General features: G+C 60.3%; 15 protein-coding genes. 7 read left to right on the forward strand and 8 right to left on the reverse strand.

Going from position 1 to position 15,047, the window contains the following annotated elements:
• Positions 1–205: 205 nt before the first annotated feature.
• The gene (locus tag ACYZUC_RS07210; protein WP_461994651.1) at positions 206–1,123 is read left to right on the forward strand and encodes a LysR family transcriptional regulator; all 918 of its coding nucleotides are present in this window, start codon (positions 206–208) and stop codon (positions 1,121–1,123) included.
• Between the two features lie 2 nt (positions 1,124–1,125).
• Here ACYZUC_RS07210 and ACYZUC_RS07215 read toward each other — a convergent pair whose 3' ends face one another.
• Together ACYZUC_RS07215 and ACYZUC_RS07220 are read right to left on the reverse strand one after the other, a co-directional pair.
• On the reverse strand, positions 1,126–2,703 hold the full coding sequence (locus ACYZUC_RS07215; protein ID WP_461994652.1) for a sensor domain-containing diguanylate cyclase: 1,578 nt from the start codon (positions 2,701–2,703) through the stop codon (positions 1,126–1,128).
• A gap of 78 nt (positions 2,704–2,781) precedes the next feature.
• The gene (locus ACYZUC_RS07220) at positions 2,782–3,309 is read right to left on the reverse strand and encodes a DUF3087 domain-containing protein (protein WP_461994654.1); all 528 of its coding nucleotides are present in this window, start codon (positions 3,307–3,309) and stop codon (positions 2,782–2,784) included.
• A 213-nt stretch (positions 3,310–3,522) separates the two neighbouring features.
• Here ACYZUC_RS07220 and ppnN point away from each other — a divergent pair, with 213 nt between their 5' ends.
• Positions 3,523–4,896, forward strand: a complete 1,374-nt coding sequence (gene ppnN / locus ACYZUC_RS07225) for a nucleotide 5'-monophosphate nucleosidase PpnN (protein WP_461994656.1) — start codon at positions 3,523–3,525, stop codon at positions 4,894–4,896.
• A 198-nt stretch (positions 4,897–5,094) separates the two neighbouring features.
• Here ppnN and ACYZUC_RS07230 read toward each other — a convergent pair whose 3' ends face one another.
• Both ACYZUC_RS07230 and ACYZUC_RS07235 read right to left on the reverse strand, forming a co-directional pair.
• The gene (locus tag ACYZUC_RS07230) at positions 5,095–6,159 is read right to left on the reverse strand and encodes an alpha/beta fold hydrolase (RefSeq protein ID WP_461994658.1); all 1,065 of its coding nucleotides are present in this window, start codon (positions 6,157–6,159) and stop codon (positions 5,095–5,097) included.
• Between the two features lie 116 nt (positions 6,160–6,275).
• A complete protein-coding gene (locus ACYZUC_RS07235) occupies positions 6,276–6,539 on the reverse strand; it encodes a DUF2790 domain-containing protein (protein WP_461994660.1) in 264 nt (87 codons plus the stop codon).
• 228 nt (positions 6,540–6,767) lie between these two features.
• Here ACYZUC_RS07235 and ACYZUC_RS07240 point away from each other — a divergent pair, with 228 nt between their 5' ends.
• The 5 genes from ACYZUC_RS07240 (at position 6,768) to ACYZUC_RS07260 (ending at position 9,946) form a co-directional block, all read left to right on the forward strand.
• The gene (locus ACYZUC_RS07240; RefSeq protein ID WP_461994661.1) at positions 6,768–7,508 is read left to right on the forward strand and encodes a response regulator; all 741 of its coding nucleotides are present in this window, start codon (positions 6,768–6,770) and stop codon (positions 7,506–7,508) included.
• Positions 7,509–7,707: 199 nt separating this feature from the next.
• Positions 7,708–8,100: a hypothetical protein gene (locus ACYZUC_RS07245; protein ID WP_461994663.1), complete on the forward strand. Its 393-nt coding sequence runs from the start codon at positions 7,708–7,710 to the stop codon at positions 8,098–8,100.
• A gap of 134 nt (positions 8,101–8,234) precedes the next feature.
• A complete protein-coding gene (locus ACYZUC_RS07250) occupies positions 8,235–8,969 on the forward strand; it encodes a substrate-binding periplasmic protein (protein WP_461994665.1) in 735 nt (244 codons plus the stop codon).
• 110 nt (positions 8,970–9,079) lie between these two features.
• Positions 9,080–9,304 (forward strand): hypothetical protein, encoded by a 225-nt coding sequence (locus ACYZUC_RS07255; RefSeq protein WP_461994666.1) that lies wholly within the window; start codon positions 9,080–9,082, stop codon positions 9,302–9,304.
• A 507-nt stretch (positions 9,305–9,811) separates the two neighbouring features.
• Positions 9,812–9,946 (forward strand): hypothetical protein, encoded by a 135-nt coding sequence (locus ACYZUC_RS07260; RefSeq protein WP_461994668.1) that lies wholly within the window; start codon positions 9,812–9,814, stop codon positions 9,944–9,946.
• A 469-nt stretch (positions 9,947–10,415) separates the two neighbouring features.
• Here the strand turns inward: ACYZUC_RS07260 and ACYZUC_RS07265 are convergent, their stop codons facing one another.
• Genes ACYZUC_RS07265 through ACYZUC_RS07280 form a run of 4 tightly spaced genes read right to left on the reverse strand, consistent with a single transcriptional unit; the run spans position 10,416 to position 15,045 of the window.
• Positions 10,416–11,843, reverse strand: a complete 1,428-nt coding sequence (locus tag ACYZUC_RS07265; RefSeq protein WP_461994670.1) for an FAD/NAD(P)-binding protein — start codon at positions 11,841–11,843, stop codon at positions 10,416–10,418.
• A gap of 14 nt (positions 11,844–11,857) precedes the next feature.
• The gene (locus ACYZUC_RS07270) at positions 11,858–12,625 is read right to left on the reverse strand and encodes an ABC transporter ATP-binding protein (RefSeq protein ID WP_461994672.1); all 768 of its coding nucleotides are present in this window, start codon (positions 12,623–12,625) and stop codon (positions 11,858–11,860) included.
• A gap of 3 nt (positions 12,626–12,628) precedes the next feature.
• The gene (locus tag ACYZUC_RS07275) at positions 12,629–13,969 is read right to left on the reverse strand and encodes an ABC transporter substrate-binding protein (RefSeq protein ID WP_192496355.1); all 1,341 of its coding nucleotides are present in this window, start codon (positions 13,967–13,969) and stop codon (positions 12,629–12,631) included.
• 26 nt (positions 13,970–13,995) lie between these two features.
• Positions 13,996–15,045 carry a branched-chain amino acid ABC transporter permease gene (locus tag ACYZUC_RS07280; protein WP_461994674.1) on the reverse strand — a complete coding sequence of 350 codons (1,050 nt, stop codon included), beginning with the start codon at positions 15,043–15,045 and terminating at the stop codon, positions 13,996–13,998.
• Positions 15,046–15,047 lie beyond the last annotated feature (2 nt).

The following is a 15,047-nucleotide window of genomic DNA, read 5'->3' on the forward strand; positions in this document are numbered from 1 at the left end:
ATAAATTTCAAACAGCCCGCGATTTTGTAGGAGCCGGCTTGCTGGCGATGGCGGCCTCAAATTCAACGCGGTGTTCGAGGGCCTCTTCGCGGGCAAGCCTCGCTCCTACAGGGGCTGGGTTGGCCTATACATTTCAGGTGGCCGCGATTTTGTTCTCGTTGCGCCAGACATTCATTTCCAGGCCGTTCGTTCGAGGATTCAGAACATGTTGTCGATTGAGGACCTGGCGTTGCTGGAGGCCATTCGGGAAACCGGCAGCCTGTCGCGCGCGGCGGTGCACCTGGGCAAGGCGCCATCGACCGTGTCGTATGCGGCGCGGCAACTGGAAGAGCGTTTCGACGCCTTGCTCTTCGATCGCCGCCGTTACCGCTTGCAGCTCACCCCGGCCGGGGAGTTGCTGGTGAACGAGGCGGCGCGGCTGATGCTGGACGTCTCGCGCCTGACCCAACGGGTGCAGCAAGTGGCCAATGGCTGGGAGAGTCGTCTGTGGATCGTCACCGACGAACTGCTGGAGTTCGAAACCCTGATCCCGGTGATTCACGAGTTCGACGCGCTGGAATCCGGCGTACCGCTGCGCATCACCCAGGAAGTGCTCAAAGGTGTTTGGGAAGCCCTGCGCGAAGGCCGGGCGGACCTGATCATCGGCGCCACCAACGAACCGCCGGCCATCCCGTCCTTGCGCTGGATGCAGTTGGGGGAAATGGAATGGGTGTTTGCAGTCTCACCGAAGCACCCGCTGGCCAAGGCCAAGGAACCGATCTCACGGGCAACGGTGACGCAACACCGGGCGATTGTCGTGGCCGACTCATCCAAAGTCACCGAAGGCAGCACTTATGGCGTCTCCGGCGGACAACCCGTGCTCGCCGTGCCGACCATGCGCGCCAAAATCCTCGCTCAGTGCGACGGTCTGGGCGTGGGGTGGCTGCCCAAACATCGGGTCGGCTCGTTACTGAAAAACGGCACGCTGGTCGAAAAGCAGATGGCCGATCCACGCGAGCCGAACATCCTGTATGCCGGCTGGCGTGGCGACCATGACGGTCGCGCCCTGGGTTGGTGGCTGGAAAAACTCAAGCAATCGTACCTGGCGACCCAACTGGTTCAGGGCAGCGGTGGGTTTGTTTGAGTTCAGTTGGCGATGACGCTCATGTTCCTGCCGCTGGCCTTGGCCACGTAAAGCGCCTTGTCCGCAGCGCCCACCAGGTCGTTCGGCTGGGCCTGTGATGCCGGATCGTAAGCGGCGACACCGATACTGACCGTCACCATGCCTTCCGCGCCTTCACTGTGGCGAATACCGGCGTGCAACACCGCACGACGGATTTTTTCCGCCACCAGAAACGCCCCCACATAGTCAGTCCCGGGCAACACCACCGCAAACTCTTCACCGCCGTAGCGCGCCGCCAGATCCCCGGGCCGCTTGATGTTGTCGGTGATGATCGCGCTGATGTTGCGCAAACATTCGTCGCCGGCCACATGACCGTAGTGGTCGTTGAACAGTTTGAAGTGATCGACATCGATCATCAGCAGCGCGAGGCCGCTCAGGCTGCGCCGGGCGCGGCCCATTTCCGAGTGGATGAACAGATCGAACTGACGCCGGTTGGACAGCCCCGTCAACGCGTCTTCCAGGGCCAGCAATTCCAGGCCGCGATTGACCTCGAGCAGTTTGTCCTGAGCGTCCAGCAGCTGGTTCTGAATGCGGTTCTGCTGCTTCATCAGATTGATCAGGCGATAACCCAGTACACCGACAAAACCCAGCAAAAGCGTAACGATGCCAGCACTGAGCAAAGACTCCTCACGCCAGCCGGCCAGGACTTCCTGCTTGTCGAGCGCAGCAAAAATGACCAGCGGATACCCCTCGACCCGGCGAAATCCCACCACCCGCACAACGCCATCTACCATGGATTTGAATGTTGCCGTCCCTGAACTACCCGAGGGCAACAACTGCTTGAACAGCGGGCTGTTGGCGAGGCTGGTGCCAATATCCGCTTCTTTGAACGGCCGGCGAACGATGATGGTGGCATCGTCGGCGATCAGGTTGATCACGCCGTTGTGGCCCATGTCGATGCTGTCGTACAGGGACAGGAAATGATTGAGATAAACCGTCGCCAGCGCCACACCGGCAAAACTCCCATCGGCATGATTGATCCGGCGCGACACCGTCATGATCCATTCGCCGCTGGAGCGGCTTTTGATCGACGGGCCGATATGAGGCCCACGGTCAGGATGATCGCGATGGAAGATGAAATATTCACGGTCGGCATTGTTGGCATCGGTCAGGGCGGCGCCGTTGGAATTGGCAATCCAGCGCCCCGTTTCGTCATAGACGAACAGGCCATGCAACTGACTCAACTCACTGCGCTGGGCGCTGAGCAAGCGCTCCAGATGTGGCAGCCCGGCCGGGTCGAAGCCGTCGCTTTCGAGGCGTTCCACCAGCGTAAACAGCAGCGTATCGGCCTGCTTGATCGTCGCCTGCGCTTGCGAGGCCAGGGTCTGCGCAAGGTTGGACATCGCCACTTCCTTGTCATGCAGATGGTACTGGCGCGAACTCCAGGTTTCCCAGATCACAATGACAATCATGGACAGGCACACCGCAACAAGCAGTACCACCGCGGAGCGCACCTTGATCCTGGCACCGGCCTGTTCGGTGACCAAAGGCACGCTGTGGCGCAATTGTTCAATTCGGTCTTTGACAGACGGGTTACCCATGACGCTCCCTGACTCCTGATGAATGGCGACTGATCCCGTTCGCCTTTTTATTATCAATGTGCATTGACCCTGTACCGGTTAGCGTGGCGTCTGCTTCAAGGCCTCAAGCCACGCCGGGTTCAATTGCGTCTGTTCGGTCTCGATGCCCAGCGCTTCCATTCGTGCCTTGTGCAGCTCCATTTCACGTATCAATTGGCCGTGATCACTGGAGTTACCGTCCAGTTGGTGCATCTGGCTCAGCCCCAGGTGATAGAAACGCAGCAGCTTCATGGCGCTCGGATCACCCGCGTCCACCGCCGCCGTCACCTGGTGCATGACGTTGGTGATGCTCATCAGGCTGCGTTTGAGCCGCCAGCCATAGACCGCCGGCGCCATCCATTCCTGGGTCCAGAATTTGCCGCGCATCAGCACCGCCATCAACAGCACCGCGACAAACACGCCGCCGACGTTGAAGCGTAGGTTGTCGCCCCCCGGTTCGCCGAACATCGCCACCGCCGCGGTGGACAAAACCATCGCCAGGGCGAGGAAAACCAGGGCGATGATGATCGTGCTGCGGCGCGTCTGGCTACGATAGATTTCTGGGTTCTGTGGCTGGATTTCAAACATCGCGACGGGGTTCCTCAGGCGGCGTGAGCAAAAAGACTGCGAGGCATTATCGCCTCTGTGAGGGATTTAGCTATGCTGGGGCTCCTTTTCATCTTTTCATCGTCAAAGGGGAACATGGCGATACTGCGCAGTTCGTGCCATCTTCTTTCGTGGATACATACTATTCGGATGTCATGCGTCCTCGGCGGGTGACATCGTTTTAAGGATCATTGAATGTCCCAACGACAAGTAATCAACGCTTCGGTCAGCCCCAAAGGCAGCCTGGAAACCCTCTCTCAACGTGAAGTACAGCAACTGAGCGAAGCCGGATCCGGCAGCACCTATACCCTCTTCCGCCAGTGCGCCCTGGCCATTCTGAATACCGGCGCCCATGTCGATAACGCCAAGACCATTCTCGAAGCCTACAAGGACTTCGAAATCCGCATTCACCAGCAAGACCGTGGTGTACGCCTGGAGCTGCTGAACGCCCCGGCCGACGCATTCGTCGACGGCGAAATGATCGCCAGCACTCGGGAAATGCTGTTCAGCGCCCTGCGCGACATCGTCTACACCGAAAACGAACTCGACAGCCAGCGCATCGACCTGAGCAATTCCCAGGGCATCAGCGACTACGTGTTCCACCTGCTGCGCAACGCCCGCACCCTGCGCCCCGGCGTCGAGCCGAAAATCGTAGTGTGCTGGGGTGGCCACTCGATCAACACCGAAGAATACAAATACACCAAGAAAGTCGGCCACGAACTGGGCCTGCGCAGCCTCGACATCTGCACCGGTTGCGGCCCCGGCGTGATGAAAGGCCCGATGAAAGGCGCGACCATCGCCCATGCCAAACAACGCATTCACGGTGGTCGTTACCTCGGTTTGACCGAACCCGGCATCATCGCCGCCGAAGCGCCGAACCCGATCGTCAATGAGCTGGTGATTCTGCCGGACATCGAAAAACGCCTGGAAGCGTTCGTGCGTGTCGGCCATGGCATCATCATTTTCCCCGGCGGCGCGGGCACGGCCGAAGAGTTCCTGTACCTGCTCGGTATCCTGATGCACCCGGACAACAAGGGCCTGCCCTTCCCGGTCATTCTCACCGGGCCGAAACACGCGGCGCCGTATCTGGAACAACTGGACGCGTTCGTCGGCGCCACCCTGGGTGACGCGGCGAAGCAGCATTACGAGATCATCATCGACGACCCGGCTGAAGTCGCGCGGCAGATGACTGCTGGCCTCAAAGCGGTGAAACAGTTCCGCCGCGAGCGCAACGACGCGTTCCATTTCAACTGGCTGCTGAAGATCGACGAGGGCTTCCAGCGCCCGTTCGACCCGACCCACGAAAACATGGCCAACCTGAAACTGAGCCGCAGCCTGCCGGCCCATGAACTGGCCGCCAACTTGCGTCGCGCGTTCTCCGGCATCGTCGCCGGCAACGTCAAGGACAAGGGTATCCGCCTGATCGAAGAACACGGGCCGTACCAGATCCGTGGCGATGCGGCGGTGATGCAGCCGCTGGATCTGTTGCTCAAGGCTTTCGTGGCCCAGCACCGGATGAAACTGCCGGGCGGCGCGGCGTATGTGCCGTGTTATCGGGTGGTTGCGTAACCAAACCCTGTAGGAGCCAGCTTGCTGGCGATGAAGCCTTGCATCAAAGCAATGGTCGAGGGCCTCTTCGCGGGCAAGCCTCGCTCCTACAGAGTTGGGGTTGACCCATAAACTTCAAACAGCCGCGATTCCTGTAGGAGCCGGCTTGCTGGCGATGGGGCCCTAAAGCCTTGCGCAGCGCATCAAGCCGGTTCCGTTTTACAGGTGATCCGCGTCGATCACAGCCTTGGCAAAGGCTTGCGGATCTTCCTGCGGCAAGTTGTGGCCGATGCCGCCGCTGATGAGGCGGTATTCGTATTTGCCGGTAAAACGCTTGGCGTAATCCTCGGCGGCCGGATGCGGCGCGCCATTGGCATCGCCTTCCATGGTGATGGTCGGCACCGTAATCACCGGGGCCTTGGCCAGTTGCTGCTCCAGCGCTTCATACTGGGGTTCGCCCTGCACCATGCCCAACCGCCAGCGATAGTTGAAAATCGTGATAGCGACGTGATCCGGGTTGTCCAGGGCCGCCGCGCTGCGGTCGAACGTTGCGTCGTCAAAGTGCCATTTTGGCGATGCCAGCTCCCAGATCAACTTGGCGAAGTCGTGACGATTCTTTTCGTAGCCGGCCTGACCGCGCTCGGTTGCGAAATAGAACTGGTACCACCATTGCAACTCGGCCTTGGGCGGCAACGGGTTCTTGCCTGCGGCCTGATTGCCGATCAGATAGCCGCTGACGGCGACCAGCGCCTCGACCCGCTCCGGCCAAAGTGCGGCAACGATGTCCGCCGAGCGCGCACCCCAGTCGTAGCCACCCAGCACCGCTTTCTTGATCTTCAGTGCATCCATGAAGTCGATGACATCACCGGCCAACGCCGCAGGCTGGCCGTTGCGAACAGTCTTGTCGGACAGGAAATGCGTGTCACCGTAGCCACGTGCGTACGGGATCAACACCCGGTAACCCTTGGCTGCCAACAACGGCGCCACTTCGCTGTAGCTGTGAATGTCGTAAGGCCAGCCGTGCAGAAGAATCACCACCGGCCCATCGGCGGGGCCGACTTCGGCATAAGCCACACTCAGCAACCCGGCATTGACATGCTTGAGCGGGCCGAACGTGTCCGCCTTGAGGGTCGCAGCACTGGCCGCCACGGGCTCGGCAGTCGCGGCTTGCGCACTGGCAGCCCCGAGAGCACCGAGCTGCGTCAGCGCGAACGCGAGGACCGAGGGGCCAAGGAAACGGCGACGACGCGAGGCGGAGGTACTGCTCAACACATTGATCTTCATGGTGATCTCCCTGCAAGTCATTGATCGGGGGTTTGGACGACATGAATCAGCCATCGCGGGGCGCTGAGCAGACGGTGCGTTGCTCGACATCGACAGCGATGAGCGTAGTGGAAAGATCAGCCGCCCTGATTTGCGCAGTCTGCGAATTTGCTGTAACCGGCGACTTTCTGCGCGCCATTGGAATCGAGATAGGTCAGGCGGGCATCGACAATGCCGCAGGTGCCGCCGCCGTTGTCGACGATGGACACGACTTTCTTGATATCCAGGTGCGTGCCGTACGCCGTGGTCTGAGCCGGTGCTTGAGCATCGGCATGGGCCGAAAATGCGGCAACGTTCAAGACTGCGAAGAAGCTGGCGGCAATCAGTTTGTTCCAGTTCATGATGAATTCCTCAGGGGGTGCAATGGGTAATGATCGGGAGACAGATCGTGTTGTCTCGATGGAGCCCATTTAATCGACCCGAGGTATCTGCCATGTGTCTTAGAACCCGCGGAATTAAGGCGTAAGGTGTCAAACAGGGCAGCGGATACACTGTGATACAAAGCCTGTGGGCAGGTGCACCGTGGCTGCCTAGAATGCCCAACGTGCGAATAACAAGAGGGTTGAGCAATGGAACATGTAAACCACATCCTGATCGTCGACGACGACCGGGAGATTCGCGAGCTGGTCGGCAATTACCTGAAGAAGAACGGCCTGCGCACCACGGTGGTTGCCGACGGCCGGCAGATGCGCAGTTTTCTGGAAGCCAATCAGGTGGACCTGATCGTGCTGGACATCATGATGCCCGGCGATGACGGCCTGGTGCTGTGCCGCGAGTTGCGCTCGGGTAAACATAAAGCGACGCCGATCCTGATGCTCACCGCCCGCAACGACGAAACCGATCGCATCCTCGGCCTGGAAATGGGCGCCGACGACTACCTGACCAAACCCTTCGCCGCCCGCGAGTTGCTGGCGCGGATCAACGCCGTATTGCGCCGTACGCGCATGCTGCCGCCCAACCTGCTGATCAGCGAAAGTGGCCGACTGTTGGGTTTTGGCCGCTGGCGCCTCGACACGACTGCCCGCCATCTACTCGACGAAGACAACACGATGGTCGCCCTCAGTGGTGCCGAGTACCGCTTGTTGCGCGTATTCCTCGATCACCCGCAACGGGTACTCAGCCGCGACCAGTTGCTCAACCTGACCCAGGGACGCGATGCCGACCTGTTCGATCGCTCAATCGATTTGCTGGTGAGCCGTTTGCGCCAACGCTTGATGGATGACTCGCGCGAGTCGACCTACATCAAGACCGTGCGCAGCGAAGGCTATGTATTCTCCTACCCGGTGGAAATGCTCGGCGCAGAATCATGAAGCGTGTCTGGCACTGAACACGATCGCCCTTCACATCCGAAGGGTTTTGTATCCGTCTGTATAAGAACCCGCGGCAGATACGCAGATAGCGATTTCGCCGGGTTCGAGCACACATCACCGATACACCCGGGCGTTTAACTGTGATCACCGGATAGCAGCAGCTACCGACCCACTCAAACTAAACGCACGGAGAATTACCATGATCAACTTCTCGAAAGTTTCTTCCCTGGCACTCGGTCTGGCATTGGTCGGTGGTCTCGGCCTGTCGAATCTGGCCTCGGCCAGCACCGTGAGCACGCTGTCCCACGGCCAGATCCAGCAGCTGCTGGTGGAAGGTGGCTCGGATCGCCTGCAACAGAATCGCGTGGCTGAAGGTGGCGCCGATCGTTTGCAAGAGCTGCGCGAACGTGTCGCTGAAGGCGGTGCCGATCGCCTGCAAGAGCTGCGCGAACGTGTCGCCGAAGGCGGTGCCGATCGCCTGCAGGAACTGCGTGAACGTGTCGCTCTGATCAGCCCGGACAACGCCGTACGCGGTGGCGTGATCGTGGCGGATAACCGTGCAGAGTTCGGTTCGAAATATCAGCGGTATTGATCACGGTTTCGCTCACACAGGGGTGAGTGATACCCATAAATCCTCAGGTCTGACGCAAAAGCCCGCTCAATTGCGCGGGACAGTGACTGCACGCTCGTACTAAGCTTTGTGTCACATTTGATCAAGGACGATTCATGAAGCGCATCGCCGTTTGCCTGCTGTCTCTTTTGACGTTCACTGCGGTCGCGGCAGACCTGAACATGCTGACTGACAACCACCCGCCCCTGCATTTCCAGCAGGGTAAACAGCTGGTGGGGTTTGGCGTGGATGTGGTGCAGGCACTGGCCGACATGGCTGGCGACAAGGTGCACTTTCAACAAGTCCCGCTGCTGCGCGCCTTGCACGTGGCCAGCACCGAGCCCGCCACGGGGGTGTTCACCGTGATGCGCACTGCCGAGCGTGATGGCCAGTATCAGTGGGTCGGTCCGCTGATGGAGGTGGAAACCGCTCTGTATTCCACTGAAAGTACCCGGCAACCGGTGCGCAGTCTGCTGGAGGCCGGTCATCAGGGCCGCATTGTTGTTCCGCGAAAATGGCTGGTCTACAGCTACTTGCAGAAGCAGGATGTGAACAATCTGTACGGCGTGGAAACCCCCGAACAAATGATGCGTCTGGCCCGCCTGGGTCGCGCGGAGTTCGTGGTGGCCGACACCCTTTCCGTCGCCACCATGGCCCGTGAAGAAGGAGTGCCACCCGAGCAGTTGCACTACCAGATACCGCTGATGAAGGAAGCCACGTATATCGCTTTTTCGCCGTTGACCGACCCGCGTCAGATTGCGCGCTGGCAACAGGCGCTGGACACGATGCGCCAGGACGGACGTCTTGAACAGCTCAAGCAGCGCTGGTTGGGGGACCGCATACCCCGCTGACGGTGTGGATCAACGTTCTCGATACAGACTATGCGTCAGGGTGTTTTTTCATCGTGATGTTCCAGGACTACTGTGGGCCCATCTTCTTCCCACGGTTCTGGAGCAACATCATGAAAAGCATTATTGGTCTTGGTTTCGTCCTTTCGGTTCTTGGTGCTACATCGGCCATCGCTGCCCCGCATGCTACGTTGCCCGTAGTGGCGGCGGCGAAGGTCAGTCAGCCGGCTACGTTGAATGTGAATACGGTCGGTGTTGATCGTAAAGACACTCAGGCGAGCAAACTCTATGTGGCTGATAACCGTCCTGAGTTTGGTTCGAAGTATCAGCGTTATTGATTGGCTGGTTTGTGTGGTTGTGAATAGGAAACCCCGAGAGGATTTGGTCTTTTCGGGGTTTCTTTGTTTTTGATTGGGTACATATCCGTTTCCTCTTTAACGGCGGCTATTGGTTCCGCTCTTACAGCGGGTCACTTGGAAGAGCCCCAAGTAACCAAGGGCTTTTGCCCCTTTCGTTCGGTGCCTCGCCTAGGCTCGGCATGCCCTCGCTCCGGTCCTGCTCCGTGGGCCCGCCGCCATCGGCCATCCATGGCCGGGGGCGGCTAACCCGGCATCCATGCCGGGTTGCCCACTGCGCAGAACCTCCACTCGGCCTCTCGAGGGGGCGCTCAGATCAAAAGCTGAAGGCGAGCTAACGCTCGGCCTGAGGAGTGGTGGAAATCAAAAGCGTACGTGCCCCCTGTAGGAGCGAGGCTTGCCCGCGAAAAGCGTCTGGGCAACGCGTTCATTCAGACAGCCCGCGTTATCGTTGGCGTCCATCGCCAGCAAGCTGGCTCCTACAGGGGAATGCGTACGATCAAAGAGACAGGTCGGTTGGCTGGCCGCCTCGCTTTGGCTTTGGCTTTGGCTTTGGCTTTGGCTTTGGCTTTGGCTTTGGCTTTGGCTTTGGCTTTGGCATTTGATCTTGTGGTGGCCCACTAATTTCGGACACTTACGCATTCCCCTGTAGGAGCCGGCTTGCTGCGGGCGGCGTTCCGACGATAGCGTCCGTCCAGTCAATAAACAGGTTGACTGACCCACTGCCATCGTCAGCAAGCCGGCTCCTACAGGGAATCGCGTTTGCTTTTGATTTTCACCACTCATCAGGCCGAGCGTTAGCTCGCCTTCCGCTTTTGATCTGGCTTTTGCGGTACACGCCCCCTCGAGAGGCTGAGTGGAGGTTCTGCGTAGTGGGCAACCCGGCATGGATGCCGGGTTAGCCGCGCACGGCCAAGGATGGCCGATCGCGGCGGGCCCACGGAGCAGGACCGGAGCGAGGGAACCCTGAGCCTAAGCGAAGGGCCGAACGAAAGGGGCAAGAGCGCTTGGTTACTTGGCGCTTCTCCAAGTGACTCGCCGTAAGGGCGAAACCAATATCAGCCATCACAAAAAAAACGGATATACCCCCAACCTAACCCCCAACCAAGCGCAAAGCCAAAGCCTTGGCCTGACTAGCCACGTCAGTCACCGCCGTACTCTCCCACCACATCCCCCGCAACGGCGGCCCCATGGCAAACAGTCGACTCGCAACCTGCCCATCACCACCCAGCACCGCGCCATCAACCGCCGCCGCAATCCCCAACGCCAACGGCCCCGGCCGCACCAACCCACGGGCCAACAGCTGCCGCGGCAACGGTCGCGCCACCCGTCGCCAGTCATACTCGATGCCACTGGAATTGATCAACGCCGCGCCACTGACGACAACCGATTGCGCTTCACCACGTCGACGAATACGGATACTGACACCGCCCGAAGCCGGCTCCAGCCCTTTGAACGAAGCCGCCTGAATCCGCAACCGCCCTTCCCCGTGCAAGCGAGCAACCAACTGCGCACTCAACGGCGGCGACCGGTGATGATGACTTTCCCACCACGGCCGCACATGCCGCACAAACTGCCGACGCTGCCCATCCGTCGCCTGACTCCACAACCGACCGATATGCGCCCGCACCGTATCCAGTGGCGCCTGCCAATCGATACCCTGTTCAATGGCATCCCGGCAATGCCGACGCAGTTCTCGCACCAACTGTCGCGGCGTACGAATGCTGTGATCCTCGGCAAGAAAATCCACCCACGCCGGTGGTTGTCGACGCACGTGCGGCAGCAAGCCATGCCGGGAAAACACTTCAATCGGCCCGCGATGCCCGGCCTGTTCCAGCGACACCACGGCATCGACCATGGTCAGGCCCGAACCGATGATCAACACTGTCGATTGCGGATCCAGCTCACGCATCGCGGCAACATCCCAAGGATCAAGCGCCGCAGCGTTCAAGCCACTGGACTCGGTCTGCGGCGTCCGCGCAGCGGGGAACATTCCCGTGGCCAGCACCGCATAAGCGCCCTGCAACCGCTGGCCGTCACTCAAGCTCAGCCACACCGAATCATCCAGCGTCTGCAAGTCCACCACCTCGGCCCGCACATGCTCGACCGTCGAGCCATTCAACGCGCCCAGCGCTTGCGCTTCGGCCAACCGTTGCTGCACGTACAACCCGAAAATCCCCCGGGGCGGAAACAGTTCGCTGACCGGCACATGCTGCTCATCGGACTCCGGCCAGCCACCGCCGGCGATGTACCCGGTCAGCCATTGCGTCAGGTCGTCGGCGTTGTCCGGGTCGACGCTCATGCGCGCCGCGTTGCCGTTGAGCGTATGGCCCAACTCAACCGCGCTGTAGGCCTCGCCCCTTCCAAGTTCCGCTCGGGGTTCGATCACCAGCAACGAGCGTTTACCGGGCAGGCGCAACAACTGCGCCGCCAGCATCGCGCAGCTAAGGCCACCGCCGACGATCAGGATGTCCGCGTGGCGGATGGCGTCGGTCGCCTGTCCGCGTAGGGTTTCAGTCATGGCGTTCTCACTGCTCAGTGTTTACCTAGATAAAAGTCATGCAGATCGCCCCGCGCCAACAGCGCCTCGCTGCTGCCCGACAACACCACCCGGCCGGTGTCGAGGACATAGGCCTGTGAAGCGTACTTGAGCGCCACATTAATGTTTTGCTCGGCAATCAGAAAGCTCACCTGCTCGTCGCGATTGAGCTGGGCGACGATCTCGAAAATCTCCTGGACGATAATAGGCGCCAAACCCATGGAAGGTTCATCAAGCAGTACCAAAGTAGGACGTGTCATCAATGCCCGGCCGATGGCGACCATCTGCTGCTCGCCACCGGACGTCAGCCCGGCCTGGGTCTTGCGCTTGGTTTTCAGGCGCGGGAACCAGGCGTAAATCCGCTCCAGGTCCCGGGCCAGCTCCTGGCGGTTCAAGCCGCGCACGAAGCCGCCACTGCGCAGGTTGTCTTCGACCGTCAACTGCGGGAACACGTGGCGACCCTCCAGCACGTGCACCATCCCTTGGCGCACCCGCAGACTGGGATCGACACCCGCCGTATCGCGACCGAGAAACTCGATCGTGCCGCGACTGACCTCCGCCCGCTCGGCCCGCACCAGCCCGGAAATCGCCTTCAGCGTGGTGCTTTTACCGGCGCCGTTGGCACCCAGCAACGCGACGATGCCGCCCTTGGGCACCGTCAGCGAAACCCCGGCCACGGCCAGGATCGCCCCGTCGTAGATCACCTCGATGTCGTTGACTCGCAACAGGTCATTGGCGGCAATGTCGCTGGCGGCTTGGCTCATGGTTTATTCATCCCCGGTGCAGGTGCGTGGCGTCAGGCCTTTTTCCTTGGCGAACGCAGCGGATTTTTCATCGATCAAGGGCCGCAACAAGGCGCGGTCGGCGGCGATCCAGTCGCTGATCAGCGTCCAGTTCGCGCCGTCCCACTGCTGAACCCGCGCCGAACCGCCACCTTCGTGGTCCTTGCAGGACAATTTGAGGTTTTGCATCAAGCCGAAATAGCCCATGTCCTTGAGCCGCGCATCATCGATGTTCAGGTGTTCCAGACCCCAGCGACCTTCTTCGCCGTTCAACGGACGCTTGCCGAATTTGCCTTGGGCCGTGCGGATTGCTTCCACCATCACTGCGGCATTCACCAGCCCGGAGTTGTAGTAGACGCTGCCGAAATTCTTCAGGTCCTTGAGGTCGCTTTTGCCCTTGTCGAGGATGAATTGCTTGAGGCGTTTGTGGATCTCGAAATCAGCGCCTGCGGGGTATGGCGTCAGCGCCAGATAACCCTTGGCGGCAGCGCCTGCGGGCAAGACGTCTTCGCTGGAACTGGCCCAGATGTCGCCGACGATGTGGTCCACCGGGAAGCCGAAACGCGCGGCGGTTTTCACGGCGACCGGCGTCGACACGCCCCAGGTGCGCAGGAACACCCAGTCCGGGTTGACCTGGCGAATCTGTCGCCATTGCGCCGATTGCTCGTTACCCGGATCGGCCACCGGAATCTGGATGTTCTCGAAGCCGTATTTCTCCGCCAACAGTTTCAGCGGGCCGAGGGTTTCCCGGCCATACGCCGAGTCGTGATAGACCGTGGCAATCTTCTTGCCCTTGAGTTTGTCGAAACCGCCCTCGCGCTGAGCGATGTAATTGATCAGGCTCGATGCCTCGCTGTAGAAGGTCAGCATCACCGGGAAGTTGTACGGGAACACCGTGCCGTCGGTGGCTTCGGTGCGCCCGTAGCCGAGGGTAATCAGCGGGATCTTGTCGACTTCCGCGCGCTCGCTCAACGCATAGGCCGCCGGTGCGCCGTTGGGAGAATAGATCGCCACCGGCGCGCCATCCAGGCCTTTCTTGAAGCGCTCATAGCACTCGATGCCCTTCTCCGCCGTCCACTCGGTTTCGCATTCCTGCCACACCAGTTTGACGCCGTTGATTCCGCCTTCCACATCGTTGATGTAGTTCAGGTAATCGAGCATGCCGGCCCACACCTGCACGCCGCTGGACGCGTAGGCGCCGACGCGATAGGTAGCCAACGGGAAGAATTGCTGGTCCGCCGAGGCCTGGACCACCGGCACTGCACTGCTGAAAACGGCCAGCGTCAAAGCGGCGCCGACCAACGAACGTTTCAAGGATGCACGCATGTTGTCTCTCTAATAGTAGGAAGGATTCAGAAGCGCAGCGGCCAGTGACTCAGCCGTTCACGAAGGTTGCCCAGCAGGCGGATCAGGCCTTCCGGCTCCTTGATCAGGAACAGGATGATCAGCACGCCGAAGATGATTTTTTGCAGGTTCTGCAACTGCCCGGCGTCCACCGAACCACCGAACAAGGCTTGCCCGGCGTGGCTGAGCAGGATCGGCAACAAGCTGATGAACGCCGCGCCGACGAAGTTGCCGGCGATGCTGCCCATGCCGCCGATAATGATGATGAACAGGATCTGGAACGATCGATTGATATCGAAGCTACTGGCGCTGGCGGTGCCCAGATAGGCGAAGGCCCACAGCGCGCCAGCGATGCCGAGGTAGAACGAGCTGACGGCGAACGCCAGGTGTTTGTAGCGCACCACCGGAATGCCGATTACCGCTGCGGCGGTGTCCATGTCGCGGATCGCCATCCAGTTGCGGCCGATCTGGCTTTTCACCAGGTTCACCGCCACCCAGGTCAGCAACAATACGGTGGTCAGGGTCAGCAGATAACGACCGAGCGGCGTGTTCAGGTCGTGGCCGAACAGCGCCAGTTTCGGTGCAGAAATGGTCCCGGACGATCCGTAGTTGTAGAACCAGGGGAATTTGACGAACAGCCACTCCAGGAAAAACTGCGCCGCCAGCGTGGTGACCATCAGGTAAAAGCCTTTGATCCGCGAACTCGGCAGGCCGAAAACAAATCCCACCACCGCGCTGATCAGCCCGCCGCCGAGCAACGCGACGGGCAAGCCCAGCTCCGGCAAACGCAGCAAAAACCCATACGTGGCAAACGCCCCGACCGCCATGAATCCGGCGGCGCCGACCGAGGTCTGGCCGGTGTAACCGGTGAGCAGATTCAGGCCGAGCCCGGCCAGGGACAGCACCAGAAACGGGATCAGAATCGCGTTCAGCCAATAGTCATTGCCGGTCAGCGGCACGACCACGAAGGCGATCAATAACAGGCCAAGCAGTCCAAACGGGATACGACGCTGGATCAACACCGACGGCGCGGTTTCGCGGGTAAGGGAACTGGTCATGG

It is taken from the genome of Pseudomonas sp. GT1P32 (assembly GCF_054897805.1).